At 59.6% G+C, this 24,247-nt stretch carries 21 protein-coding genes; 17 read left to right on the top strand and 4 right to left on the bottom strand.

Annotated elements, in window-relative coordinates; genetic code table 11:
- Positions 1–24: 24 nt before the first annotated feature.
- Complete coding sequence (locus GIW79_RS05340; protein WP_020301821.1) at positions 25–1,392, bottom strand: CYTH domain-containing protein; 1,368 nt, start codon at positions 1,390–1,392, stop codon at positions 25–27.
- Positions 1,393–1,550: 158 nt separating this feature from the next.
- On the opposite strand from GIW79_RS05340, the gene argE reads away from it, so the two are divergent.
- Both argE and argA read left to right on the top strand, forming a co-directional pair.
- Positions 1,551–2,699 (top strand): acetylornithine deacetylase, encoded by a 1,149-nt coding sequence (argE, locus tag GIW79_RS05335; RefSeq protein ID WP_096144046.1) that lies wholly within the window; start codon positions 1,551–1,553, stop codon positions 2,697–2,699.
- Positions 2,700–2,832: 133 nt separating this feature from the next.
- The gene (argA, locus tag GIW79_RS05330; protein ID WP_003195273.1) at positions 2,833–4,131 is read left to right on the top strand and encodes an amino-acid N-acetyltransferase; all 1,299 of its coding nucleotides are present in this window, start codon (positions 2,833–2,835) and stop codon (positions 4,129–4,131) included.
- A gap of 113 nt (positions 4,132–4,244) precedes the next feature.
- Here argA and tauA read toward each other — a convergent pair whose 3' ends face one another.
- Positions 4,245–5,231, bottom strand: a complete 987-nt coding sequence (tauA, locus tag GIW79_RS05325; protein WP_236452487.1) for a taurine ABC transporter substrate-binding protein — start codon at positions 5,229–5,231, stop codon at positions 4,245–4,247.
- Positions 5,232–5,601: 370 nt separating this feature from the next.
- Between tauA and GIW79_RS05320 the strand changes: the two genes are divergently transcribed.
- The 8 genes from GIW79_RS05320 to GIW79_RS05285 all read left to right on the top strand — a co-directional run bounded on the left by GIW79_RS05320 (position 5,602) and on the right by GIW79_RS05285 (position 12,853).
- Positions 5,602–6,945, top strand: coding sequence for an OprD family porin (locus GIW79_RS05320; protein WP_034128998.1), 1,344 nt, complete (start codon positions 5,602–5,604; stop codon positions 6,943–6,945).
- Positions 6,946–7,219: 274 nt separating this feature from the next.
- Complete coding sequence (locus GIW79_RS05315; protein WP_003195267.1) at positions 7,220–7,858, top strand: peroxiredoxin; 639 nt, start codon at positions 7,220–7,222, stop codon at positions 7,856–7,858.
- Positions 7,859–8,185: 327 nt separating this feature from the next.
- Positions 8,186–8,779 carry an NADPH-dependent FMN reductase gene (ssuE, locus tag GIW79_RS05310; RefSeq protein ID WP_014720392.1) on the top strand — a complete coding sequence of 198 codons (594 nt, stop codon included), beginning with the start codon at positions 8,186–8,188 and terminating at the stop codon, positions 8,777–8,779.
- A 97-nt stretch (positions 8,780–8,876) separates the two neighbouring features.
- Entirely contained in the window at positions 8,877–9,845 is a 969-nt protein-coding gene (locus GIW79_RS05305) for a sulfonate ABC transporter substrate-binding protein (RefSeq protein ID WP_181124109.1), read from the top strand.
- A 26-nt stretch (positions 9,846–9,871) separates the two neighbouring features.
- On the top strand, positions 9,872–11,020 hold the full coding sequence (gene ssuD, locus GIW79_RS05300; protein WP_003195260.1) for an FMNH2-dependent alkanesulfonate monooxygenase: 1,149 nt from the start codon (positions 9,872–9,874) through the stop codon (positions 11,018–11,020).
- 9 nt (positions 11,021–11,029) lie between these two features.
- Entirely contained in the window at positions 11,030–11,815 is a 786-nt protein-coding gene (ssuC, locus tag GIW79_RS05295; protein WP_072445609.1) for an aliphatic sulfonate ABC transporter permease SsuC, read from the top strand.
- Positions 11,812–12,618 (top strand): aliphatic sulfonates ABC transporter ATP-binding protein, encoded by an 807-nt coding sequence (gene ssuB / locus GIW79_RS05290; RefSeq protein WP_032902254.1) that lies wholly within the window; start codon positions 11,812–11,814, stop codon positions 12,616–12,618. Before ssuC ends, ssuB begins: the two co-directional genes overlap by 4 nt.
- A 19-nt stretch (positions 12,619–12,637) precedes the next feature.
- The gene (locus GIW79_RS05285; protein ID WP_003176783.1) at positions 12,638–12,853 is read left to right on the top strand and encodes a TOBE domain-containing protein; all 216 of its coding nucleotides are present in this window, start codon (positions 12,638–12,640) and stop codon (positions 12,851–12,853) included.
- Positions 12,854–12,975: 122 nt separating this feature from the next.
- On the opposite strand, the gene GIW79_RS05280 is transcribed toward GIW79_RS05285, so the two are convergent.
- Together GIW79_RS05280 and GIW79_RS05275 are read right to left on the bottom strand one after the other, a co-directional pair.
- On the bottom strand, positions 12,976–13,605 hold the full coding sequence (locus tag GIW79_RS05280) for a TetR/AcrR family transcriptional regulator (RefSeq protein WP_054917063.1): 630 nt from the start codon (positions 13,603–13,605) through the stop codon (positions 12,976–12,978).
- Positions 13,606–13,834: 229 nt separating this feature from the next.
- Positions 13,835–15,211, bottom strand: a complete 1,377-nt coding sequence (locus GIW79_RS05275) for a glutamine synthetase family protein (RefSeq protein WP_003195252.1) — start codon at positions 15,209–15,211, stop codon at positions 13,835–13,837.
- Between the two features lie 597 nt (positions 15,212–15,808).
- Here GIW79_RS05275 and GIW79_RS05270 point away from each other — a divergent pair.
- From GIW79_RS05270 to GIW79_RS05240, 7 genes are all read left to right on the top strand, one after another.
- Positions 15,809–17,167, top strand: a complete 1,359-nt coding sequence (locus GIW79_RS05270) for a glutamine synthetase family protein (protein WP_003195249.1) — start codon at positions 15,809–15,811, stop codon at positions 17,165–17,167.
- 57 nt (positions 17,168–17,224) lie between these two features.
- Positions 17,225–18,589 carry an aspartate aminotransferase family protein gene (locus tag GIW79_RS05265; protein WP_054917061.1) on the top strand — a complete coding sequence of 455 codons (1,365 nt, stop codon included), beginning with the start codon at positions 17,225–17,227 and terminating at the stop codon, positions 18,587–18,589.
- A 183-nt stretch (positions 18,590–18,772) separates the two neighbouring features.
- Positions 18,773–19,867: a polyamine ABC transporter substrate-binding protein gene (locus tag GIW79_RS05260; protein WP_034129075.1), complete on the top strand. Its 1,095-nt coding sequence runs from the start codon at positions 18,773–18,775 to the stop codon at positions 19,865–19,867.
- Positions 19,868–20,078: 211 nt separating this feature from the next.
- On the top strand, positions 20,079–21,173 hold the full coding sequence (locus tag GIW79_RS05255) for a polyamine ABC transporter substrate-binding protein (RefSeq protein ID WP_034128995.1): 1,095 nt from the start codon (positions 20,079–20,081) through the stop codon (positions 21,171–21,173).
- 66 nt (positions 21,174–21,239) lie between these two features.
- Complete coding sequence (locus tag GIW79_RS05250) at positions 21,240–22,382, top strand: ABC transporter ATP-binding protein (protein WP_003195240.1); 1,143 nt, start codon at positions 21,240–21,242, stop codon at positions 22,380–22,382.
- A complete protein-coding gene (locus GIW79_RS05245; RefSeq protein WP_003195238.1) occupies positions 22,379–23,299 on the top strand; it encodes an ABC transporter permease subunit in 921 nt (306 codons plus the stop codon). Before GIW79_RS05250 ends, GIW79_RS05245 begins: the two co-directional genes overlap by 4 nt.
- Positions 23,296–24,180, top strand: a complete 885-nt coding sequence (locus tag GIW79_RS05240; protein ID WP_003195236.1) for an ABC transporter permease subunit — start codon at positions 23,296–23,298, stop codon at positions 24,178–24,180. The genes GIW79_RS05245 and GIW79_RS05240 overlap by 4 nt, the downstream gene beginning before the upstream one ends.
- Positions 24,181–24,247 lie beyond the last annotated feature (67 nt).

Here is a 24,247-nt window from a genome sequence, read left to right as displayed (position 1 = left end):
GCTCGCTCCTACAGGTAGAGTGACTTACAGGCGCAGAAGGGTCTTCCAGGCACGATTCTGATAAACCGCAATCGCCTGGTGCATACGCGCATCCAGCGACTCATCGGTAATCGGCTGGTTGGCCAGGTGCGCCAGCTTGTTCAGCTCGCCGTACAAACGGTCCAGCTCAGGAATGTCCACCACATGGCGCGCATGGTGCAGCCAGGCCTGGATGCGTTCGATACGCGGCAGTTGCTCGGCCAGGTCTTCCGGCTGTTGCTGGTAGCGCTGCAGTTGCAGGGCGACAGCGTCGTCGGCCAACAGGCGTGGCAGCCAGTTGGTAATTTGCGCAGCGCCCTGGCGGTTGCCGCGCACGTTACGTTCGGCCGTCCAGGTGCGAGCCAGCAGCCAGCGCGAGAGGTTGAGTGAGAACAGGCCCCAGCGCACGTCTTGCAGCTCTTCGATGAACTGTTCCGGCGCGGCTTTGCGAATGTCTTCATCGTCGTCACCGGCCTGGACCAGCGGGCGCCAGTCTTCCAGCAACGCATCCAGGGCGCTGCGCAGTTCGCTGGTGGATTGGCGTGGCGCGGCCTGGCCGAGGCTGCCGATCAGGGCGCGCAATTCACCGAGGTTCTCGACCCAGTCTTGCAGCAGGCGCCAGTGGCCATTGAAGCGGTATTGCTCGGCCAGGCGCTGGCTGCTGCCCAGCAGGTGCCACAGGATCGCGGCGAAGGCGTCGTCCAATGGCATTTCGGCGTGGATCTGTGGCGCCGGCAGGCTCAGGGAGTAGCTGCTGGCGTCATACAGGCGATAGCCGCGTTCGGCCTTGCTGATGTCGCACGGCATCAGGGCCAGGGTTGCGGCCAGCTCGGCGGCCAGCTCCAGCAGGGCCGCCGGTTCGCCTTCGCGCAGTTCCAGTTCCAGCTCGCAGATTTCTTCTTTCTGCTTGCCGACCACCACATGGCCCAGGTCCAGGGCGGCTTCGATCACCACCTTGGCCTTGCCACGGCCCCAGGCGATTTCGGCGCGTTCACGCACGAAGTCGGTGGTGAAGATCGGCTTGAGGGTCTTTTTGTCCAGCTCGGCCAGTTGCTCGGGCCAGCACTCGCCATCGAGTTTCTTCACGTCGAGCTTGGCTTTGGGCAGGTCCCAGTTGTATTCGTTGCGTTCCGACAAGCCGGCGACGCTTTGGCCGCGGGTCTTGAGGGTCTGGATGATGTCGTCACCGTCCTTGCGCAGGCGCAGGGCAACCTTGGCCTGGGCCAGGTCACGCTCGGGGGTGTCGAAGTACTGGTTCATCAACTCACGGCGTTCCCAGCCACTTTTGTTGCGTTTTTTCAGTAACGGGTGCTCACGCAGCGCGGCGAGTGTTTCGCGGCTGACGCGTAGCTTGATTTCGGTTTCTTTCTGCATGGCCGGAAAATCCAGGATCGGGAGCGCAGCCGGGGAAAAGTGTGGCTGCCAAGGTCGTGCAGTGTACAGGACTGAGCCCGGCAACGTGCCGCAACGGTTTATTGTGTTGCGCAGATGCCTCTATAGTGAGGTTCATCCGGGAAGTTGGGAGACCGCGCATGCCGTTACCGTCCATGAAAGAGCAGTTCGCCGCCTTGATCGCCGCGCCGTCGGTGAGCTGCACCCAGGCGTCTCTCGACCAGAGCAACCGCCCGGTGATTGACCTGCTCGCCGCTTGGCTGGGCGACCTGGGCTTTGCCATCGATATCCAACAAGTCAGCCCCGGCAAGTTCAACCTGTTGGCCAGTTTCGGCAGCGGCCCCGGTGGCTTGGTGTTGGCGGGGCATAGCGATACCGTGCCGTATGACGCGGCGCTGTGGAACACCGACCCGCTCAAGCTGACGGAAGTCGACGGCCGCTGGGTAGGGCTGGGCAGTTGTGACATGAAGGGGTTTTTCGCACTGGTTATCGACGCGGTGTTGCCGCTGCTGGACCAACCCTTCAAGCAACCGCTGTTGATCCTGGCCACCTGTGATGAGGAAAGCTCTATGTCCGGTGCCCGTGCGCTGGCCGAGGCGGGGCGCCCATTAGGTCGTGCAGCTGTGATCGGCGAGCCGACCGGGCTCAAGCCGATCCGCCTGCACAAGGGCGTGATGATGGAACGCATCGAGATCCTCGGGCGCAGTGGCCACTCGTCGGACCCCAGCCTGGGCCATAGCGCCCTGGAAGCCATGCATGACGCCATCGGCGAACTGCGCGGCCTGCGCCTGGCCTGGCAGCGCGAGTACCGCAACGCGCAATTCAGCGTGCCGCAGCCGACGATGAACTTCGGCTGCATTCACGGCGGCGACAACCCCAACCGCATCTGCGGCCAGTGCTCCCTGGAGTTCGACCTGCGACCCCTGCCGGGCATGGACCCCGAGGTGCTGCGCGCCGCGATCCGCCAGAAGCTCGAACCCCTGGCCGAGCGGCATAAGGTCAAGATCGACTACGCGCCGTTGTTCCCCGAAGTCCCCCCCTTTGAGCAGCCCGAAGACGCCGAGCTGGTGCGGGTGGCGGAACGTTTGACCGGTCATCGTGCCGAAGCAGTAGCGTTCGGCACCGAAGCGCCTTATCTTCAGCGCCTTGGTTGCGAAACCCTGGTGCTCGGGCCTGGCGACATTGCCTGCGCCCACCAGCCTGGCGAGTACCTTGAAATGTCACGCTTGACGCCTACAGTGCGTCTATTGCGGGAACTGATCGAACACTACTGCCTGAAACCTGCATAAATTAACCCCTGCCCATTCGTACATAAGGAGAGTGAGCGTGTCGCCAAGCCTGTTCCGACGATAACCATCAGCCGCTGTGCGCTTTCACGATTGATCCTTTATTTGGCTGCTTTTTATTACAGGCCCAGGTGTTATGCCCGAATACGTCAACTGGCTTCGTCACGCTTCGCCCTACATCAACGCCCACCGCGACTGCACCTTTGTGGTCATGCTGCCCGGCGATGGTGTGGACCACCCCAACTTCGGCAATATCGTCCACGACCTGGTGCTGCTTCACAGCCTGGGTGTGCGCTTGGTGCTGGTGCATGGCTCGCGCCCGCAAATCGAAACCCGCCTTGAAGCACGCGGCCTTACCCCGGCTTACCACGAAGGCTTGCGCATCACCGATGCTGCGACGCTGGAGTGTGTGATCGACGCGGTGGGTCATTTGCGCATTGCCATCGAGGCGCGCTTGTCCATGGACATGGCGTCATCGCCGATGCAGGGCTCGCGCCTGCGTGTGGCCAGCGGCAACCTGGTCACCGCACGGCCAATCGGCGTGCTTGAAGGCGTGGACTACCACCACACCGGCGAAGTGCGCCGGGTCGACCGCAAGGGCATCAACCGCCTGTTGGATGAGCGCTCTATCGTGCTGCTGTCGCCGTTGGGGTATTCGCCCACCGGCGAGATCTTCAACCTGGCCTGCGAAGACGTCGCCACCCGCGCCGCCATCGACCTGGGCGCCGACAAGTTGCTGCTGTTCGGCGCCGATCCCGGTCTGATCGATGAGAACGGCCGCCTGGTGCGTGAATTGCGCCCACAACAAGTACCCGCGCACCTGCAACGCCTGGGCAGCAACTATCAAGCCGAACTGCTCGATGCCGCTGCCGAAGCCTGCCGGGGTGGAGTAGGGCGCAGCCATATCGTCAGCTACGCCGAAGATGGCGCTTTGCTTACCGAACTGTTCACCCGCGATGGTGGCGGTACGCTGGTGGCCCAGGAACAATTCGAACTGGTGCGCGAAGCGGCGATTGAAGACGTCGGCGGCTTGCTGGACCTGATCAGCCCGCTGGAAGAGCAGGGCATTCTGGTGCGCCGTTCGCGGGAAGTGCTGGAGCGTGAGATCGAGCAGTTCAGCGTGGTCGAGCGCGAAGGCATGATCATCGCCTGCGCGGCGCTGTATCAGATCGCGGATTCGGATGCGGGGGAGTTGGCGTGCCTGGCAGTGAACCCGGAGTACCGCCACGGCGCGCGAGGCGATGTGTTGCTCGAACGCATCCAGACCCGGGCACGCGCCCAAGGCTTGAAAACCCTCTTTGTACTCACCACGCGCACGGCCCATTGGTTCCGCGAACGCGGCTTTGTACCCAGCAGCGTGGACCGCCTGCCGTCGGCGCGAGCGTCGCTGTACAACTATCAGCGCAACTCCAAGATCTTTGAAAAGGCCCTGTAAAAGAGTACGGCTCTGTGTGGGAGCTGGCTTGCCTGCGATAGTGGCGCCTCGGTTTATCTGAAGGACCGAGTTGCTGGTATCGCAGGCAAGCCAGCTCCCACCGAAGACTGTATTTATTGTGTGATGAATTTGTCGGTCACATACGCCGAATAATCCGGCAGCACCGTCTCCACCTTCCCCTGTTCCTTCAAGAACTTCGCCGTCTCCTCAATCGCCTTCGCCGTGCCGCCCTTGAGCAGCGCAGCGGTTTGCTGTGCCTGCGCAGCCGGAAACGTCGTACCGGCCAAGAGTTCCGGAATGTCATCCGCATTTGAACCTGTCAATTTGGCGATTTTCTGCACTGGCTCGGAATCCACCGTCCAGCTGTCTTTGTGGGCGGCATAGTCGGCAAAGGCATCCAGGGTAACTTTGGCGAACTTGGCCACTACCTCAGGATGTTTTTGCGCAAAATCCTTGCGCGCCACCCACACCTCAAACGTCGGCGCGCCCCATTGGCCAACCTGCGCCGCGTCTGTCAGGGTCTTGCCGCTCTTGCGGATTTCACCCAGGGCCGGGGACCACACAAAAGCCCCATCAATATCGCCGCGTTTCCACGCAGCGGCGATTTCGGCCGGTTGCAGGTTGACCACTTTGACTTGTTTGGTGTCCAGCCCCCAGTGTTTCAGCGCGCCGAGCAGGCTGTAATGGGAGGTGGAGACGAAGGGCGTGGCGATGGTTTTACCGATCAAGTCCTGGGGGTTGTCGATGCCACTGCCGTTGCGCACCACCAGGGCTTCAGAAGCGTTGATCTGTGCCGATACGATAAACGCCACAATCGGCAGGTTGCGCGAGGCCGCCGCCGCGAGCGGGCTGGAGCCGAGGTTGCCGATTTGTACATCACCCGAAGCGATGGCCGTGACTACCTCTGGCCCGCTGTTGAAGCGGCGCCAGGCGATTTTTTCGCCGATGGCTTTTTCATACAGGCCGTCGGCCTGGGGAACCTTGCTGGGATCGATGCCGGTCTGGTAGCCCACCGTCAGGTCGGTGGCGTTGACACCAAAAGAAAGTAATAGCGATACAAAAACTGTAACAAATTGACGGGAGGATGTGCGTTTGGCCATGATGGCGTCGCCTTTTTGATCGTGAGTGACGTATGCAACCGTACGGCAACACTAATCGATCTAAAAAAGCACCAGTAAATACCCTTTAGGAATTAGCTTATGGAGCGGCGCGTCTATCCTGACCGGCCAGCTTCACGGAAAGTCTTATTCCTGGATCGTATGAAAAAGAATGAAATAATTCTTTTTGGGTGTATGAAAAACTCATTACCCTGCAGGGACCAAATCAACTGCGATTAGACGAAGGTAGTAGACACACAAGGTTACGATTGACTTGGTGGTCACTATCCGGCGCTAATCGCGCATCTGTGGATCGAGGGCGTCAGACCCGAGACCAAAGAAATACAAAAATTAGAAATGAGAGGAGCGGTACATGAAGAAGTCCACCTTGGCTGTGGCTGTAACGTTGGGCGCAATCGCCCAGCAAGCAGGCGCTGCCGGTTTCATCGAAGACAGCAAGGCCACACTGGGCCTGCGTAACTTCTACATCAACACCGATAACCGCGAAGGCACGGCCAACCCGAGCCGCAACGAAGAATGGGGCCAAGGCTTCGATCTGCGTTTCATCTCCGGTTACACCCAAGGCACCGTCGGCTTCGGTCTGGACGCTATCGGCCTGCTGGGTGTTCGCCTGGATTCCGGCGGTGGCACCAACGGCGCGACTGCCAGCTCCTACGGTGGCACGATCTTCCCGAGCAAGTCCAATGGCGAAGCCGTTGATAACTACTCCAGCCTGGGCCTGACTGCCAAGGCCAAGATCTCTCAAACCGAACTGAAGTTGGGTACCTTGCAGCCCAAGCTGCCGGTCATCGTCACCAACGATGGTCGTATGCTGCCGCAAACCTTCCAAGGTGGCCAGATCACCTCCAGCGACATCAAGGACCTGACCCTGGTTGCTGGCCAGATCGAAAAGGCCAAGGGCCGTAACTCCAGCAACAACGAAAGCCTGTCCATTTCCGGCGCCAACAGCCGCGGTGTGAACTGGCGTTCGAGCAACAAGTTCTACTACGCCGGTGGCGACTACAAGATCACCAAGGATCTGACCGCCCAGTACTACTACGGCAACCTGGAAGATTTCTACAAGCAACACTTCCTGGGCCTGACCCACAACTGGGCCATCGGTCCTGGCGTGCTGAAGTCTGACCTGCGTTACTTCAACAGCTCCGACGATGGCAACAACGGCAACCAGTCCGCTTACTTCTCGACGGGCAACTACAGCGGCGTGAACTCCGGCCGTGGCAAAGTCGACAACAACCTGTACAGCGGCCTGTTCCTGTACTCGGTGGCCGGTCACACCTTCGGTGGCGGTTACCAGGTCAGCAACGGCAGCAGCGACTTCCCTTGGCTGAACCAGGGTGACGGCTCGTCGGCTTACATCACCACCGACATGCAAATCCAGAAGTTCGCCCGTGCCGGCGAGCGTACCTGGCAAGCTCGCTACTCCTACGACTTCGCCAAAGTCGGCGTGCCTGGCCTGACCGCCGGTGTGGTTTACCTGAAAGGTGATCATATCGACACCGTCGCCAGCAACCGTACCGAGTTCACCGGCCAGTCCGAGTGGGAGCGTGACATCACTGTTGCCTACGTCGTACCGGAAGGTCCGCTGAAGAACGTCGGCGTGGCGTGGAAAAACGCTATGTGGCGCAGCGACATCGCCAACGCGCGTAACCAGGACGAAAACCGCTTGATCGTCAGCTACTCGATCCCGCTGTTGTAAGACTGTAAAACCTTGCCCGGCGCAATGCCGGGCAAGGTGTCTTGCTATTCAAGTCGGGCTCAACCCCCGCAAGCCCTTCCTGAATCCCTCTTTTTTGCAGCGTCTCAAGGCCTTCTCGAACCTTGAAGGCGATGTTGGCCTCAGGCCGTTCCCAAGTCCAATGAACTGATTTTTAATATTCTTTTATCGTCTAGATAAATCGATATTTATTCTTTTTAAATCACCAAAAATCCATGCACAGTGGGCTCCATAAGCACTCATCAGGAGCCACACCATGAGCCTAAGACTGGGCGATATCGCCCCCGACTTCGAACAGGATTCCAGCGCCGGCAAGATTCGCTTCCACGAATGGCTGGGCGACAGCTGGGGTGTGCTGTTTTCCCACCCTGCGGACTTCACGCCGGTGTGCACCACCGAGCTGGGTTTTACCGCCAAGCTCAAGGATGAATTCGCCAAGCGTGGCGTCAAGGCCATCGCCCTGTCGGTAGATCCGGTGGACTCGCACCACAAGTGGATCGAAGACATCAACGAGACCCAGAACACCGTGGTCAACTTCCCGATCCTGGCCGACGCCGACCGCAAGGTCTCGGACCTCTACGACCTGATCCACCCGAATGCCAGCGATACCCTCACCGTGCGCTCCTTGTTTGTGATCGACCCGAACAAGAAGATCCGCCTGACCATCACCTACCCGGCCAGCACCGGGCGTAATTTCCATGAAATCCTGCGGGTGATCGACTCGCTGCAGCTGACCGACAACCACAAGGTGGCAACACCGGCCAACTGGCAGGATGGGGATGAGGTGGTGATCGTGCCGTCGCTCAAGGACGAGGAAGAGATCAAGAAACGCTTTCCCAAGGGCTATCGCGCGGTGAAGCCGTACCTGCGTCTTACCCCACAACCCAATCGTTAAGGCATCACGGACCATCCCTCTGTAGGAGCGAGCTTGCTCGCGAAAAACGTCAACGATAACGCGCGCTTCCTGAATGAACGCGGCGCCTGTGAGTTTTTCGCGAGCAAGCTCGCTCCTACCAAAAAGCACTGACTCACAGCAGGGGTTTTCAGGCCGTTTCCACGGCCTTTTTTTCGCCTGGGGATTGATCATTCGCTTATGTTTTTGTGGAATAAACAAATGAATAAATAAGATTTATAGATATATAAATCTGCTGATAAGGTCTATCCCATCTTGGCGCCATCGCCGTACAGCGAACCGCCGACACTTGCTCAAGGAATCTCCTGCATGCTGGTCGTAACACTTGGAGGCAGTCCCAGCCAGCGTTCCCGCTCCGGGGTCTTGCTGGATAAAACCCGTCAGTGGCTGCAACAGCAGGGCGTGGAAGTAGTGAGTTACCAGGTACGGGACTTCCCGGCTGAAGACTTGCTGCACGCACGCTTCGACAGCCCCAAGGTCATTGACCTGCTGCAACAAGTCGCCAATGCCGACGGCCTGGTGATCGCCACGCCGGTGTACAAGGCGTCGTTTTCCGGGGCGTTGAAGACCGTACTGGACCTGCTGCCGGAGCGTGCGCTGGCCCATAAGGTGGTGCTGCCGATGGCGACCGGCGGCAGCATCGCCCACATGCTGGCGGTGGACTACGCCCTGAAGCCGGTGCTGTCGGCCCTCAAGGCCCAGGAATTGCTCCACGGTATTTTTGCCGAAGACAGCCAGATCGCCTATGGCGAAGGCAGCGTGCAGGCGCAACTGGTGCCGGTACTCGAACAGCGTCTGCACGAAGCCTTGGAGCAGCTCTACAGCGCCATGGCGCGCCGGCCAAAACCGCTGGACCCTGACGTATTGAATGAACGTTTGTTGAGTGCTCGCTGGAGCATCTGAGCCTCACCCCAGAAACCTGGAAACACTCACCTTACTCAGCCGACAACGGCCAAGCAGGTGCAGCCAAAACCCTAATCGCACAGTTGGAGAGAGCGCCATGCGCACTGTCATCTTGCGTCGTGGTCTGGTCGCACTCTTTGCTGCGGCTGTGTCCTTCGGCGCCATCGTTCAAGCCCAAGCCGCCGAGACCTTGCGGATCGGTTATCAGAAGTACGGCACCCTGGTGCTGCTCAAGGCCAAGGGCACCCTGGAAAAACGCCTGGCCGACCAAGGCGTGCAGGTGCAGTGGACCGAGTTTCCCGGTGGCCCGCAATTGCTCGAGGGCCTGAACGTCGGCTCCATCGACTTCGGCGTTACTGGCGAAACTCCACCGGTGTTTGCCCAGGCGGCTGGCGCCGATCTGCTCTATGTCGCCTACGAACCACCCGCGCCTACCAGCGAAGCGATCCTGGTGCCCAAGGACTCGCCGATCAAATCGGTGGCCGAGCTCAAGGGTAAAAAGGTCGTGCTCAACAAAGGCTCCAACGTGCACTACCTGCTAGTGCGTGCCCTGGAAGATGCCGGTCTCAACTACACCGACGTAAAGACCGTGTTCCTGCCCCCCGCCGATGCCCGTGCTGCGTTCGAGCGTGGCAGCGTGGACGCCTGGGTGATCTGGGACCCGTACCAGGCCGCCGCCGAGAAGCAACTACAAGCGCGCACCCTGCGAGACGGCACCGGGATTGCCGACAACCATCAGTTTTACCTGGCCACCAAACCCTACGCCGAACAGCACCCACAAGTGATCAAGGCGTTGGTGGAAGAGGTGCGTGCGGTAGGCGAATGGTCCAAGGCCAACCCGCAGGAAGTGACTGAGCAGGTCGCCCCACTGCTCGGCCTGCCGGCAGATATCACCCTCACATCGGTGAAACGCCAGGGCTACGGCGCGCTGTTCCTGACCCCGGCAGTGGTCGCCGCCCAGCAGAAAATCGCAGACACCTTCTACCAACTCAAATTGATCCCCAAGCCCTTGAGCATCAAGGACGTGATCTGGACGCCACCCGCCGCGGTTGCCAAAGCGCCGTAATCCGACTTCATTCAGGAGACAACTCCATGAGCCTCAATATTTTCTGGTTCCTGCCCACCCACGGCGACGGTCATTACCTTGGCACCGCCGAAGGCGCCCGCGCTGTCGACCACGGTTACTTGCAACAAGTGGCCCAGGCTGCTGACCGCCTGGGTTTCGGCGGGGTGTTGATCCCTACGGGTCGCTCTTGCGAAGACTCGTGGTTGGTGGCCGCCTCGCTGATCCCCGTGACCCAGCGCTTGAAATTCCTGGTTGCCCTGCGCCCTGGGATCATCTCCCCGACCGTGGCCGCGCGTCAGGCCGCGACCCTGGATCGCCTGTCTGGTGGCCGTGCGCTGTTCAACCTGGTCACCGGTGGCGATCCAGAAGAACTGGCTGGCGACGGATTGTTCTTGAGCCATGAAGAACGCTACCAGGCGTCGGTGGAATTCACCCGCATCTGGCGCCGTGTGCTGGAAGGCGAGACCGTGGACTACGACGGCGAGCACATCAGCGTCAAAGGCGCAAAATTGCTCTACCCACCGATTCAACAACCACGCCCGCCGCTGTATTTCGGGGGTTCCTCCGAAGCCGCCCAGGACCTTGCGGCCGAACAGGTCGAGATGGTGCTGACCTGGGGCGAGCCGCCGGCAGCCGTTGCGGAAAAGATCGCGCAGGTACGCGCCAAGGCTGCAAAACTGGGACGCACGGTGCGCTTTGGCATTCGCTTGCATGTGATCGTGCGCGAAACCAACGACGAAGCCTGGAAAGCCGCCGACAAACTGATCTCCCACCTGGACGACGAGACCATCGCCCGCGCCCAGGCGTCCTTGGCGCGCTTCGATTCGGTGGGCCAGCAACGCATGGCAGCCTTGCACGGCGGTAGCCGTGACAACCTGGAAGTCAGCCCCAACCTGTGGGCCGGCGTCGGCCTGGTACGTGGCGGCGCAGGGACGGCGCTGGTGGGCGATGGCCCAACGGTTGCGGCGCGGGTCAAGGAGTACGCGGACCTGGGTATCGATACCTTTATCTTCTCCGGTTATCCACACCTGGAAGAGTCGTATCGGGTCGCCGAGCTGTTGTTCCCGCACCTGGATATCGAACGTCCCGAGCTGCCCAAAAGCGCCGGCTACGTCAGCCCGTTTGGCGAGATGGTGGCCAACGACATCCTTCCCAAAGCTGCGTCACAGAGCTGAGGCGCCGTTATGGACTTAGAAAAAATCAGCCATCGCGTGGCGCCCTGGGTGCTGCCGATCTTATTGCTGGCGGTGTGGCAGTTGTCGGTGTCGGCGGGTTGGTTGTCGACGCGCATTCTGCCAGCGCCGAGTGCGGTGATCGAAGCCGGGATGAACCTGGTGGTCAGCGGCGAAATCTGGACGCACCTGGCCATCAGCGGCTGGCGCGCCGGCCTGGGCTTTGTGATCGGTGGCAGCATCGGTCTGGCCCTGGGCTTTATCACCGGCTTGTCGAAGTGGGGCGAACGCTTGCTCGACAGCTCGGTGCAGATGATCCGCAACGTGCCGCACCTGGCGCTGATTCCGCTGGTCATCCTGTGGTTCGGCATTGATGAGACCGCGAAAATTTTCCTGGTGGCCCTGGGTACCTTGTTCCCGATCTACCTGAACACTTACCACGGCATCCGCAATGTCGACCCGGCACTGGTGGAAATGTCGCGCAGCTATGGCTTGTCCGGTTTCAGCCTGTTCTGGCAAGTGATCCTGCCGGGCGCGCTGCCGTCGATCCTGGTTGGGGTGCGCTTTGCCCTGGGCTTCATGTGGCTGACGTTGATCGTGGCGGAAACCATCTCGGCAAGTTCCGGCATCGGTTACCTGGCGATGAATGCCCGTGAATTCCTGCAAACCGACGTGGTGGTGCTGGCCATCGTCATGTACGCCATCCTCGGCAAACTGGCAGACCTGGCAGCCCGCGGGCTGGAACGTGTGTGGCTGCGCTGGCACCCGGCGTACCAAGTCAAAGGAGGCGCAGCATGACGGCTCAACAACCTCCGCGTCTGTTGAAGGGCATCCCTCTGGCAGTGCGCAAATTGCGCAAGGCCTTTGGTACCCGCGAAGTGCTCAAAGAGATTGACCTGCATATTCCCGCGGGGCAGTTCGTGGCCGTGGTCGGTCGCAGTGGTTGCGGCAAAAGTACCTTGCTGCGCCTGTTGGCGGGGCTGGACAAAGCCAGTGGCGGCGAGCTGCTGGCCGGCTCCGCGCCACTGCACGAAGCGATTGAAGATACGCGGTTGATGTTCCAGGAAGCGCGCTTGCTGCCATGGAAGAAGATCATCGATAACGTCGGCCTGGGCCTCAAGGGCGACTGGCGGCCCAAAGCGCTGGATGCGCTGGAAGCGGTTGGCCTGGCCGAGCGCGCCAATGAATGGCCGGCGGCGTTGTCCGGTGGCCAGAAACAGCGCGTGGCACTCGCACGGGCGTTGATCCATCAGCCGCGCCTGTTACTGCTCGATGAGCCGCTGGGCGCACTGGATGCCCTGACCCGCATCGAGATGCAGCAACTGATCGAAAACCTGTGGCGCAAGCACGGTTTCACGGTGTTGCTGGTGACCCACGACGTCAGCGAAGCCGTGGCGATTGCCGACCGCGTAATTCTGATTGAAAACGGCGAAATCGGCCTCGACCTGAACATCGACCTGCCACGCCCACGGGCCCGTGGCTCACACCGCCTGGCCGCGCTGGAAGCCGAAGTGCTCAACCGCGTGCTGTCGCTACCCGGTTCCCCACCGGAACCCGAACCTGTTTCACCGCTGCCGACGCAATTGCGTTGGGCTCAATAACTCACACAGGAAAAACACCATGACTATTAAAGCCATCAACGTGCGTAACCAGTTCAAAGGCACCATCAAGGAAATCGTGGTCGGCGACGTGCTGTCGGAAATTGACGTGCAGACCGCGTCCGGCATTGTCACCTCGGTGATCACCACGCGTTCGGTCAAGGAGTTGGAGCTGGTGATCGGCAGTGAAGTGATTGCCTTTGTGAAATCCACTGAGGTGTCGATTGCCAAGTTGTGATAACCCCACTGATCGTTCCCACGCTCTGCGTGGGAATGCCGCCTGGGGCGCTCCGCGTCCCGCTGTGCCAAAGGTGACGCAGAGCGTCACGGGATGTATTCCCACGCAGAGCGTGGGAACGATCAGCGCTTGGGCAGATAGGCCGGCAAATAAAGCCCCACATACGCATCAAACACCCGCATCCCTTCCTCCGCCATGCGCGGCGTAATCAGCCCATGCTGATGCACCGAGCGCGCGTACACGCGGTCGCTCAACTCCAATGCCAGGGCAAACACGTCCACATCGCCCGGTAGCGTTGGCACTTCGAAGTGGCGATTGAACACCGCCAGCATCAAGTCGCCCAATTCCAGATCATGCTGGCGATCGGCCTGGGTCACTTCGGTCAACCCATGCTGGGCCAGGATCAACTGGCGCGCCGCGGCATCGTTGCTGTAGATGCTGAGCATGCGTTGTTCAACGATGTAGGACAGGTCGCGCCAATGCTTGAGAGATTCATGCTCGATGGGCGCCTGGATGGCAGCGCGAAAGGCTGCGTGAACGTCAGCGGTCAACGCCTCAAGCAACGCCGGCACACTGGCGAAAAAGTGGTACACCGATGACGGTGGAATCTGTGCTCGTTCGGCCACGCTGTAGATCGACAAGCTGGCCACACCTTCGGCGGCCAGCAAGGTGCGGGCGGCGTCGAGGATCGCATCGATCCGGGCCTGGCTGCGGGCGCGGGGTTTGCGAACAGTGGCGGGGCGGGTGGTCATGGATGTCTCCTACAAGGCAGCAGGCATTGTATGAGCAGGAATCTGTGTTGTCTGCCAAGCCGCCTTCGCGAGCAAGCCCGCTCCCACATTTAACTGCATTCCAAAGTTGAAACCCGACCCCTGTGGGAGCGGGCTTGCTCGCGAAGAGGCCAACTCGGTCTACCGGTAGAAACCCATAAAAAAACGCCACTGACCAAAATCAGCGGCGTTCTTTTATTGCAGCAACCGCTTACACGGTATGCAGGTACCAGTTGTACTCAAGGTCGGAGATGGAGTGTTCAAACTCCTCCAACTCACTTTCCTTACAGGCGACGAAGATATCGATGTATTTAGGATCGATGTACTTGGCCATCACCTCGCTGTCGTCCAACTCGCGCAGGGCATCGCGCAGGTTGTTCGGCAGGCTCTGCTCGTTCTGCTCGTAGCTGTTGCCTTCCACTGGAGCGTTCGGCTCGATCTTGTTGGTCAGGCCGTGGTGTACGCCCGCCAATACCGAGGCCATCAGCAGGTAAGGGTTGGCATCGGCGCCAGCCACACGGTGTTCGATACGCACGGCATCGGACGAGCCGGTGGGTACGCGAATCGCCACGGTGCGGTTATCCAGGCCCCAGCACGGCGAGTTCGGCACGTAGAACTGTGCGCCGAAACGACGGTAGGAGTTGACGTTGGGGCACAGGAACGCCATTTGGGCGGGTAGGGTCTCCAGCACACCGCCGATCGCGTGACGCAATGCGGCGTTCTGCTCGGGATCCTCGCTGGCAAAGATGTTCTTGCCGTCCTTGTCCAGAATGGAAATGTGTACGTGCAGCCCGTTGCCTGCCTGGCCTGGGTAAGGCTTGGCCATGAAGGTGGTGTCCATCTCATGGTCGTAGGCGATGTTCTTGATCAGGCGCTTGAGCAGTACCGCGTAGTCGCAGGCCTTGATCGGGTCGGCGACGTGGTGCAGGTTCACTTCGAACTGCGCCGGGGCACTTTCCTTGACGATGGCATCGGCCGGAATGCCTTGCTCCTTGGCACCTTCCAGAATGTCCTGGAGGCAGTCGACGTATTCGTCGAGGTCGTCGATCAGGTAGACCTGTGTCGAGTGCGGGCGTTTGCCGGAGATCGGCGAGCGGGGCGGTTGTGGGCGGCCGTTCACGTTCTCCTGGTCGATCAGGTAGAATTCAAGCTCGAAAGCGGCGCAGATGGTCAGACCGAGGTCGTCAAACTTGGTGACAACTTGGCGGAGCACTTCGCGCGGATCGGCGAAGAAAGGTTCACCTTCAAGTTCGTGCATGGTCATCAGCAGTTGCGCGGTGGGGCGCTTTTGCCAGGGTTCATTGCACAGGGTGTCGGGGATTGGATAACAGATTCGGTCAGCATCACCGATGTCCAGGCCCAGGCCGGTGCTTTCCACCGTAGAGCCGTTGATATCCAGGGCAAATAAAGAGGCAGGCAGGTTAATGCCCTTCTCGTAAACCTTGTGGAGGCTGGTGCGTTCGATGCGCTTACCGCGCACCACACCATTCATATCCGCAATTAGAAGGTCTACGTACAGAACCTCAGGATGATCCTTAAGGAACGCGTTCGCTTCGTTAAGCTGAACGGCACGCGGGGGTACCGACATGATGCAACACCTTTGTTGTTAAAAATATCAATCATTGATCTTTTCTGGTTTCAGTCAACCCGAACGGCCTGCCGAAGTCAAGCGAGGCATTTTTTGCCCTAGAAAAGCGCCATGAAGCCTTTTTTGCGGGGTTTTGGGGCGGTTTTTTGGGTTTTAGGGGCTTGGGACCTGCAGGCTTGAGCGGGCCGTGTAGGATTTTTTACGGGGGTGTTGTGTAAAAAAATGAACAAGGCTAAGCTCGATTCAAACCCATAACAGCAATAATACCGGGGTGCTTCATGTTTCACCTGCCGCCAATCGGCGTCTGCGCCTGCTCCAGCCAGGCTTTGTCCGCAGCTCGTTCGCCCCGTGTGAATGCCCAGGCACCGGCCAATATTCTTGACGGCCCGGCCGATCTCCTTTTTGCCATCTCCGACGCCACTGAGCGACCCTCATCCGCCGTGCCGATCATAATTGCGCACAACTTTGGCCTGAGGAATGCAACCCATGGGCAAATGGCAGGTAAGCTCCTACCCTGAATGAAAAAACGACGCGGATGCTGCGTCAACCAACGCCTGGCCTTTAATGGATGCCAGGAAACCCAGCCCAGAGGCATTTATGAGTAACAACCTCGACCAGCTCACCGATTGGTTGAAAGACCACAAGATCACAGAAGTCGAATGCATGATTGGCGACCTCACCGGTATTACCCGGGGCAAGATCTCGCCGACCAACAAGTTCATTGCCGAAAAAGGCATGCGCCTGCCCGAGAGTGTTCTGTTGCAGACCGTGACCGGCGACTATGTCGAAGACGACATCTATTACGAATTGCTCGACCCGGCCGACATCGACATGATCTGCCGCCCCGACCAGAACGCGGTATTCCTGGTGCCCTGGGCCATCGAGCCGACCGCCCAGGTGATCCACGACACCTACGACAAGCAAGGCAACCCGATCGAGCTGTCGCCGCGCAACGTGCTCAAGAAAGTCCTCAAACTCTACTCCGACCGCGGCTGGCAGCCCATCGTGGCGCCGGAGATGGAGTTCTACCTGACCAAGCGCTGCGAAGACCCGGACTTCCCGCTGCAACCGCCGATTGGCCGCTCCGGCCGCCCGGAAACCGGTCGCCAGTCCTTCTCTATAGAAGCAGCCAACGAATTCGACCCGCTGTTCGAAGACGTCTACGACTGGTGCGAACTGCAGGAACTGGACCTCGACACCCTGATCCACGAGGACGGCACCGCGCAGATGGAAATCAACTTCCGTCACGGCGATGCCCTGTCTCTGGCCGACCAGATCCTGGTGTTCAAGCGCACCATGCGTGAAGCCGCGCTCAAGCACGACGTGGCCGCCACCTTCATGGCCAAGCCCATGACCGGCGAGCCCGGCAGCGCGATGCACCTGCACCAGAGCATCATCGACATTGCCACCGGCAAGAACGTCTTCTCCAATGAAGACGGGACCATGAGCCAACTGTTCCTCAACCATATTGGCGGCCTGCAGAAATTCATCCCTGAATTGCTGCCTTTATTCGCCCCCAACGTGAACTCGTTCCGCCGCTTCCTGCCCGACACCTCGGCGCCGGTGAACGTGGAATGGGGCGAAGAAAACCGCACCGTCGGCCTGCGCGTACCGGATGCCGGCCCGCAGAATCGCCGCGTGGAAAACCGCCTGCCTGGCGCCGACGCCAACCCGTACCTGGCGATTGCCGCCAGCCTGTTGTGCGGCTACATCGGCATGGTCGAAGGCCATAACCCGAGCGCGCCGGTGGTGGGCCGCGGTTACGAGCGACGCAACCTGCGCCTGCCGTTGACCATCGAAGACGCCCTGGAACGCATGGAAAACAGCAAGACCATCGAGAAATATCTGGGGCAAAAATTCATCACAGGCTACGTCGCGGTCAAGCGGGCCGAGCATGAAAACTTCAAGCGCGTGATCAGTTCGTGGGAGCGGGAATTCCTGCTCTTCGCCGTCTGATGCGCCGGGCGCGCCCTTCAAACGGCGCGCCTTCACTGAAAAGTCTAGGAGATTGGTATGTCCAGCAACAACCCGCAAACCCGTGAATGGCAAGCCTTGAGCAATGATCACCACCTGGCGCCGTTCAGCGACTTCAAGCAATTGAAAGAGAAAGGCCCAAGGATCATCACCAAAGCCCACGGCGTTTACCTGTGGGACAGCGAAGGCAACAAGATCCTCGACGGTATGGCCGGCCTGTGGTGCGTGGCGATCGGTTACGGTCGCGATGAACTGGCCGATGCCGCCGCCAAGCAGATGAAAGAACTGCCGTACTACAACCTGTTCTTCCAGACCGCACACCCGCCGGTATTGGAGTTGGCCAAGGTCATTTCCGATGTCGCGCCGGCTGGCATGAACCACGTGTTCTTCACCGGCTCTGGCTCCGAAGGCAACGACACCATGTTGCGCATGGTCCGCCACTACTGGGCGATCAAGGGCCAGCCCAACAAGAAAACCATCATTGCCCGCAAGAATGGCTACCACGGCTCTACCGTGGCCGGCGCCAGCCTGGGCGGCATGACCTATATGCACGAGCAGGGCGACTTGCCGATCCCGGGCATTACCCACATCGCGCAGCCGTACTGGTTTGGCGAAGGCGGTGACATGAGCCCCGAGGAATTCGGTGTGTGGGCCGCCAACCAGTTGGAAGAGAAAATCCTGGAGCTGGGCGTGGACAACGTCGGCGCCTTTATTGCCGAGCCGATCCAGGGTGCCGGTGGCGTGATCGTGCCGCCTGCCACGTACTGGCCGCGCATCAAGGAAATCCTCGCCAAGTACGACATCCTGTTTGTCGCCGACGAAGTAATCTGCGGCTTCGGCCGTACCGGTGAGTGGTTCGGTAGCGATTTCTACGACCTCAAGCCGCACATGATGACCATCGCCAAGGGCCTGACCTCGGGCTACGTGCCCATGGGCGGCCTGATCGTGCGTGACGAAGTGGTGGCGGTGCTCAACGAAGGGGGCGATTTCAACCACGGCTTTACCTACTCCGGCCACCCGGTGGCCGCGGCCGTGGCGCTGGAAAACATCCGCATCCTGCGCGATGAAAACATCGTTAACCGTGTGCACGACGAAACGGCACCGTATTTGCAAAAGCGTCTGAGGGAACTGGGCGATCATCCGCTGGTGGGTGAAGTCCGCGGCGTCGGTATGCTCGGTGCGATCGAGCTGGTGCAGGACAAGGCGACGCGCAAGCGTCATGAAGGCAAAGGCGCGGGCATGATCTGCCGAACCTTCTGCTTTGAAAATGGCCTGATCATGCGCGCCGTGGGCGACACCATGATCATTTCGCCGCCACTGGTCATCAGCAAGGCTGAAATCGACGAGCTGGTAACCAAGGCCCGCCATTGCCTGGACCTGACTTTGGCTGCCTTGCAGGGCTAAGTGCTAGGCTCAGTGCGCGGTGCACTGGGCAGTTAAAAATGCAGGGGCTTTGGTTGAAAGCCGGCCCCTGAACTTGCCAGACTGTCGCCCTGTTTTGTTGCCCTTCGGTTGGGCCGTAAAACATACAACGCTTGTGGCCCAAAAAAGAAAAAATTGGAGCATCACCAAATGAAGGCATTAGGTTTGAAGAACGCTGGCAAGACCCTCCTCGCCTTGTCCCTGATGGGTGCAATGGCGGGCGCGGCCCAGGCAGACAATAAAGTGCTGCACGTTTACAACTGGTCCGACTACATTGCACCGGACACCATCGCCAACTTTGAAAAAGAGTCGGGCATCAAAGTGGTGTACGACGTTTTTGACAGCAACGAAACCCTGGAAGCCAAGTTGCTGGCAGGCAAGTCCGGCTACGACATCGTCGTGCCGTCGAACAGCTTCCTCGCCAAGCAGATCAAGGCCGGTGTCTACCAAGAGCTGGACAAGTCCAAGCTGTCCAACTACGACAACCTGAACAAATCCCTGCTCAAGGCCGTATCGGTCAGCGACCCGGACAACAAGCACGCCTTCCCGTACATGTGGGGCTCGATGGGCATCGGCTACAACCCGGAGAAGGTCAAGGCCGCACTGGGCGTGGACAAGATCGACTCGTGGGACGTACTGATGAAGCCGGAAAACATCGCCAAGCTGAAAAGCTGCGGCGTGAGCTTCCTCGATTCGCCAACCGAAATGCTGCCGGTAGCGCTGCATTACCTGGGCCTGCCGACCGACACGACGAAGAAGGCTGATCTGAAACAGGCCGAAGACCTGTTCATGAAAATCCGTCCTTCGATCGGCTACTTCCACTCCTCCAAGTACATCTCCGACCTGGCCAACGGCAACATCTGCGTGGCTGTGGGCTACTCGGGTGACATCGAACAGGCCAAAACCCGCGCGGCTGAAGCCGGTGGCAAGGTCAAGATCGCCTATGACATTCCCAAGGAAGGTGCTGGCAGCTTCTTCGACATGGTCGCCATTCCCAAGGATGCTGAAAACGTCGAGGCTGCCTACGCATTCATGAACTACCTGCTCAAGCCAGACGTCATGGCCGCGATCACCAACAGTGTGCGTTTCCCGAACGGTAACGAGAAAGCCACTGCCCTGGTCGATAAAGACATCACCAGCGACCCGGGTATTTATCCGTCGGCCGAAGTGCAATCCAAGCTCTACGCCATTGCCGACATGCCAGCGGCAACTCAGCGTGAAATGACCCGTAGCTGGACCAAGATCAAATCGGGCAAGTAAGCCTCAAAACCTGTGGGAGGGGGCTTGCCCCCGATGACGGAGTGTCAGTCGGCGATTCTCTCGGATGGTGCATCGCCATCGGGGGCAAGCCCCCTCCCACAAATTAGATCAAAGAAAGTTTTGCCGGATCGGTTTATCGACGGTAAGTTGCGCGCCGGTTTTGTTGCCGGGCAACAACTTCAAGGCCCCAACTATTCAAGAGGACCTCCACTTGCCAATTTCTTTATTTCGCAAAGCCATGCTGGTGGGTGCAGGTATCACGCTGGCTGCCAGCGTACAGGCCGCACCGACGGTGCATATTTATAACTGGTCGGACTACATCGGCCCCGACACCCTGGCCAACTTCGAAAAGGCCAGCGGTATCAAGCCTGTGTATGACGTGTTTGACTCCAACGAAACCCTGGAAGGCAAGTTGCTCGCCGGGCGTACCGGCTACGACGTCGTGGTTCCGTCCAACCATTTCCTGGGCAAGCAGATCAAGGCTGGAGCGTTCCAGAAGCTCGACAAGTCACTGCTGACAAACTACGCCAACCTCGACCCGGTGCTGCTCAAGCGCCTGGAAAAGAACGACCCGGGCAACCAGTACGCGGTGCCGTACCTGTGGGGCACCAACGGCATTGGCTACAACGTCGACAAGGTCAAGGAAGTGCTGGGTGTCGACAAGATCGACTCTTGGGCGGTGTTGTTCGAACCGGAAAACATGAAGAAGTTGGCCACTTGCGGCGTGTCGTTCATGGACTCGGCCGATGAAATGCTACCGGCGGTACTCAACTATATGGGCCTGGACCCCAACAGCACCAACCCGGCCGACTATAAGAAAGCCGAGGAAAAACTGCTGAAAGTGCGGCCCTACGTGACCTACTTCCATTCCTCCAAATACATCTCGGACCTGGCCAACGGCAACATCTGCGTGGCGGCCGGTTTCTCCGGCGATGTGTTCCAGGCCAAGGCCCGTGCGGCGGAGGCGGGCAAAGGCGTGAACATCGCCTACACGATTCCCAAAGAAGGCGGCAACCTGTGGTTCGACGTGCTGGCGATTCCCAAGGATGCCAGCAACGTCAAGGAAGCCCACGCCTTCATCAACTATTTGCTGCAGCCTGAGGTGATCGCTCAGGTCAGCGATCAAGTCGGTTACGCCAACCCTAACCCAGGGGCGGACAAACTGATGGAGCAATCGATACGCACCGACGAAGCGGTTTACCCACCGCAGGCGGTTCTCGAGCGGACATTCGTCAACTTTGAGCTACCCCCGAAAGTGCAGCGTTTAATGACCCGTAGCTGGACCAAGGTCAAGACGGGCAAGTAAGGCTAAAACTATCCAAGGCTGGCCCGCATTGGGCCGGCTGCACAGTTTTTTTTGGGAGTTTCGTAAATGGCAGTTGCCTCCGGCGCCTATAAGAAAGCCCTCGAGGGCGACCAGACACCGAAAAAGGTGCTGGTCAAAATCGACCGGGTCACGAAGAAGTTCGACGAGACGATTGCCGTGGACGATGTGTCCCTGGAAATCAAGAAAGGCGAGATCTTCGCCTTGCTCGGCGGTTCGGGTTCGGGCAAATCCACCTTGCTGCGCATGCTTGCAGGTTTCGAGCGCCCAACCGAAGGTCGCATCTACCTCGACGGTGTGGACATCACCGACATGCCGCCCTACGAGCGGCCGATCAACATGATGTTCCAGTCCTACGCCTTGTTCCCGCACATGACCGTGGCGCAGAACATCGCCTTCGGCTTGCAACAGGACAAGATCCCCAAGGCTGAAGTCGACGCACGCGTGGCCGAGATGCTCAAGCTGGTGCAGATGAGCCAGTACGCCAAGCGCAAGCCGCACCAATTGTCCGGCGGCCAGCGCCAGCGTGTGGCCTTGGCCCGCTCCTTGGCCAAGCGCCCGAAGCTGCTGCTGCTCGATGAGCCGATGGGCGCCCTGGACAAGAAGCTGCGCTCGCAGATGCAACTGGAGTTGGTGGAAATCATCGAGCGCGTCGGCGTGACCTGCGTGATGGTGACCCACGACCAGGAAGAGGCCATGACCATGGCCGAACGCATCGCGATCATGCACCTGGGCTGGATCGCCCAGATCGGCAGCCCCATCGATATCTACGAAACGCCCACCAGCCGCCTGGTGTGCGAGTTCATTGGCAACGTCAACATTTTCGACACCCAGGTGGTGGACGACGCTGAAGGCCACGCGGTGCTCAAGTGCCCGGACCTGGACCGCGACATCTACGTGGGCTACGGCATCGCCACCTCGGTGGAAGACAAGTCGGTGACCTACGCGATTCGCCCGGAAAAGCTGCTGGTGACCACTGAAATGCCAACCTGCGAGCACAACTGGTCCAGCGGCAAGGTGCACGACATCGCCTACCTGGGCGGCCACTCGGTGTTCTACGTGGAGCTGCCGAGCGGCAAGCTGGTGCAGTCTTTCGTCGCCAACGCCGAACGCCGTGGCCAGCGCCCAACCTGGGGTGACCAGGTGTACGTGTGGTGGGAAGACGACAGCGGCGTGGTACTTCGCTCATGAACATGAAGAAATTCAAGCGGCGCTTGGATCGCATCGTGCCCAATGGCAAGCAGGTGGTCATCGGGATTCCTTTCCTCTGGCTGTTCCTGTTTTTCGCACTGCCGTTTTTCATCGTGCTGAAAATCAGCTTTGCCGAAGCCGATGTGGCGATCCCGCCCTATACCGAGATCTATACCTACGTTGAGCAAAAGCTGGAGGTGGTGCTGAACCTGGCCAACTACAGCTTGCTGGCGGGCGACGAGTTGTACATCGCCGCCTACCTGGGCTCGCTGAAGATGGCGTTTTTCAGCACGCTGCTGTGCCTGCTGATCGGCTACCCGATGGCCTACGCCATTGCCACCGCGCGCAAAGAGATGCAGACCGTGCTGGTGCTGCTGATCATGATGCCCACCTGGACCGCGATCCTGATCCGGGTGTATGCGTGGATGGGCATCCTCAGCAACAACGGCCTGCTCAATGGCTTCCTGATGTCCATGGGCTTGATCAACGAGCCGCTGCAGATCCTCAACACCAACATCGCGGTGTACATCGGCGTGGTCTATTCGTACCTGCCGTTCATGATCCTGCCCCTGTACGCCAACCTGGTGAAGCACGACCAGAGCCTGCTGGAAGCCGCCTCCGACCTGGGGTCGAGCACCTTCAACAGCTTCTGGAAAATCACCGTGCCGCTGTCCAAGAACGGCATCATCGCCGGTTGCATGCTGGTGTTTATCCCGGTTGTGGGCGAGTTCGTGATTCCTGAACTGCTCGGCGGCCCGGAAACCCTGATGATCGGTAAGGTGTTGTGGCAAGAGTTCTTCAACAACCGTGACTGGCCGGTGGCGTCTGCCCTGGCGGTGGTGATGCTGGCGATCCTGATCGTGCCGATCATTCTGTTCAACCGCAGCCAAGCCAAAGAGCTGGAGGGCAAGATATGAAGCGCTTTCGTTTCTCCAGCTTCATGCTGGTCGCAGGCTTGTTGTTCATCTACCTGCCAATGTTGATCCTGGTGATCTACTCGTTCAACGAATCCAAGCTGGTAACAGTGTGGGGCGGTTGGTCGATCAAGTGGTACGTGGGCCTGTTGGACAACACCCAGTTGATGGGCTCGGTGGCCCGCTCCTTGGAAATTGCCTGTTACACGGCGGTGGCGGCTGTAGCATTGGGTACCCTGGCGGCCTTCGTGCTGACGCGCATCAGCCAGTTCAAGGGCCGCACGCTGTTCGGTGGCCTGGTGACGGCACCGTTGGTGATGCCCGAAGTGATCACCGGTCTGTCGTTGTTGCTGCTGTTCGTGGCCATGGCACAGATGATCGGCTGGCCTCAGGAACGTGGCATCGTCACCATCTGGATCGCCCACACCACCTTCTGTGCGGCCTATGTGGCGGTGGTGGTGTCGGCGCGCTTGCGTGAGCTGGACCTGTCGATCGAAGAAGCGGCGATGGACTTGGGCGCACGGCCATGGAAGGTGTTCTTCCTGATCACCATCCCAATGATCGCGCCATCGCTGGCAGCGGGCGGCATGATGTCGTTCGCGCTATCGCTGGACGACCTGGTACTGGCCAGCTTCGTGTCGGGCCCTGGTTCCACCACCTTGCCGATGGAAGTGTTCTCGGCGGTGCGTCTGGGGGTTAAACCCGAGATCAACGCCGTGGCGAGCCTGATTCTGTTGGCGGTGTCGCTGGTGACCTTCCTGGTGTGGTTCTTCAGCCGTCGGGCCGAAGAGCATCGCAAGAAGGCTATTCAGCAAGCGATTGAAGAAGCCGCAGCGGATGGCTGGCAGCAGCCGGACAAGCGCCGGGCGCCAGCGCCGGTCTAACTGCTGGAACAGGGTAAAAGTGTGGGAGCTGGCTTGCCTGCGATGGCGGTGTATCAGTCACTTATAA

The organism is Pseudomonas sp. PA-7-1E (assembly GCF_021605325.1).
Taxonomy (GTDB): Bacteria; Pseudomonadota; Gammaproteobacteria; order Pseudomonadales; family Pseudomonadaceae; genus Aquipseudomonas; species Aquipseudomonas fluorescens_BV.
The sequence above is the reverse complement of the archived record's forward strand: the minus strand, read 5'-3'. Positions and strand labels throughout refer to the sequence as shown.

Bases quoted from the DNA above. Each gene is read 5' to 3' on its own strand.
- GIW79_RS05240 (WP_003195236.1), top strand. From the start codon at position 23,296: ATGAAGCGCTTTCGTTTCTCCAGCTTCATGCTGGTCGCAGGCTTGTTG.
- GIW79_RS05320 (WP_034128998.1), top strand. From the start codon at position 5,602: ATGAAGAAGTCCACCTTGGCTGTGGCTGTAACGTTGGGCGCAATCGCC.
- GIW79_RS05250 (WP_003195240.1), top strand. From the start codon at position 21,240: ATGGCAGTTGCCTCCGGCGCCTATAAGAAAGCCCTCGAGGGCGACCAG.
- GIW79_RS05275 (WP_003195252.1), bottom strand. From the start codon at position 15,211: ATGTCGGTACCCCCGCGTGCCGTTCAGCTTAACGAAGCGAACGCGTTC.
- GIW79_RS05340 (WP_020301821.1), bottom strand. From the start codon at position 1,392: ATGCAGAAAGAAACCGAAATCAAGCTACGCGTCAGCCGCGAAACACTC.
- GIW79_RS05280 (WP_054917063.1), bottom strand. From the start codon at position 13,605: ATGACCACCCGCCCCGCCACTGTTCGCAAACCCCGCGCCCGCAGCCAG.
- GIW79_RS05245 (WP_003195238.1), top strand. From the start codon at position 22,379: ATGAACATGAAGAAATTCAAGCGGCGCTTGGATCGCATCGTGCCCAAT.
- ssuB (WP_032902254.1), top strand. From the start codon at position 11,812: ATGACGGCTCAACAACCTCCGCGTCTGTTGAAGGGCATCCCTCTGGCA.
- GIW79_RS05270 (WP_003195249.1), top strand. From the start codon at position 15,809: ATGAGTAACAACCTCGACCAGCTCACCGATTGGTTGAAAGACCACAAG.
- ssuD (WP_003195260.1), top strand. From the start codon at position 9,872: ATGAGCCTCAATATTTTCTGGTTCCTGCCCACCCACGGCGACGGTCAT.
- GIW79_RS05305 (WP_181124109.1), top strand. From the start codon at position 8,877: ATGCGCACTGTCATCTTGCGTCGTGGTCTGGTCGCACTCTTTGCTGCG.
- GIW79_RS05315 (WP_003195267.1), top strand. From the start codon at position 7,220: ATGAGCCTAAGACTGGGCGATATCGCCCCCGACTTCGAACAGGATTCC.
- GIW79_RS05265 (WP_054917061.1), top strand. From the start codon at position 17,225: ATGTCCAGCAACAACCCGCAAACCCGTGAATGGCAAGCCTTGAGCAAT.
- ssuC (WP_072445609.1), top strand. From the start codon at position 11,030: ATGGACTTAGAAAAAATCAGCCATCGCGTGGCGCCCTGGGTGCTGCCG.
- argE (WP_096144046.1), top strand. From the start codon at position 1,551: ATGCCGTTACCGTCCATGAAAGAGCAGTTCGCCGCCTTGATCGCCGCG.
- argA (WP_003195273.1), top strand. From the start codon at position 2,833: ATGCCCGAATACGTCAACTGGCTTCGTCACGCTTCGCCCTACATCAAC.
- tauA (WP_236452487.1), bottom strand. From the start codon at position 5,231: ATGGCCAAACGCACATCCTCCCGTCAATTTGTTACAGTTTTTGTATCG.
- ssuE (WP_014720392.1), top strand. From the start codon at position 8,186: ATGCTGGTCGTAACACTTGGAGGCAGTCCCAGCCAGCGTTCCCGCTCC.
- GIW79_RS05285 (WP_003176783.1), top strand. From the start codon at position 12,638: ATGACTATTAAAGCCATCAACGTGCGTAACCAGTTCAAAGGCACCATC.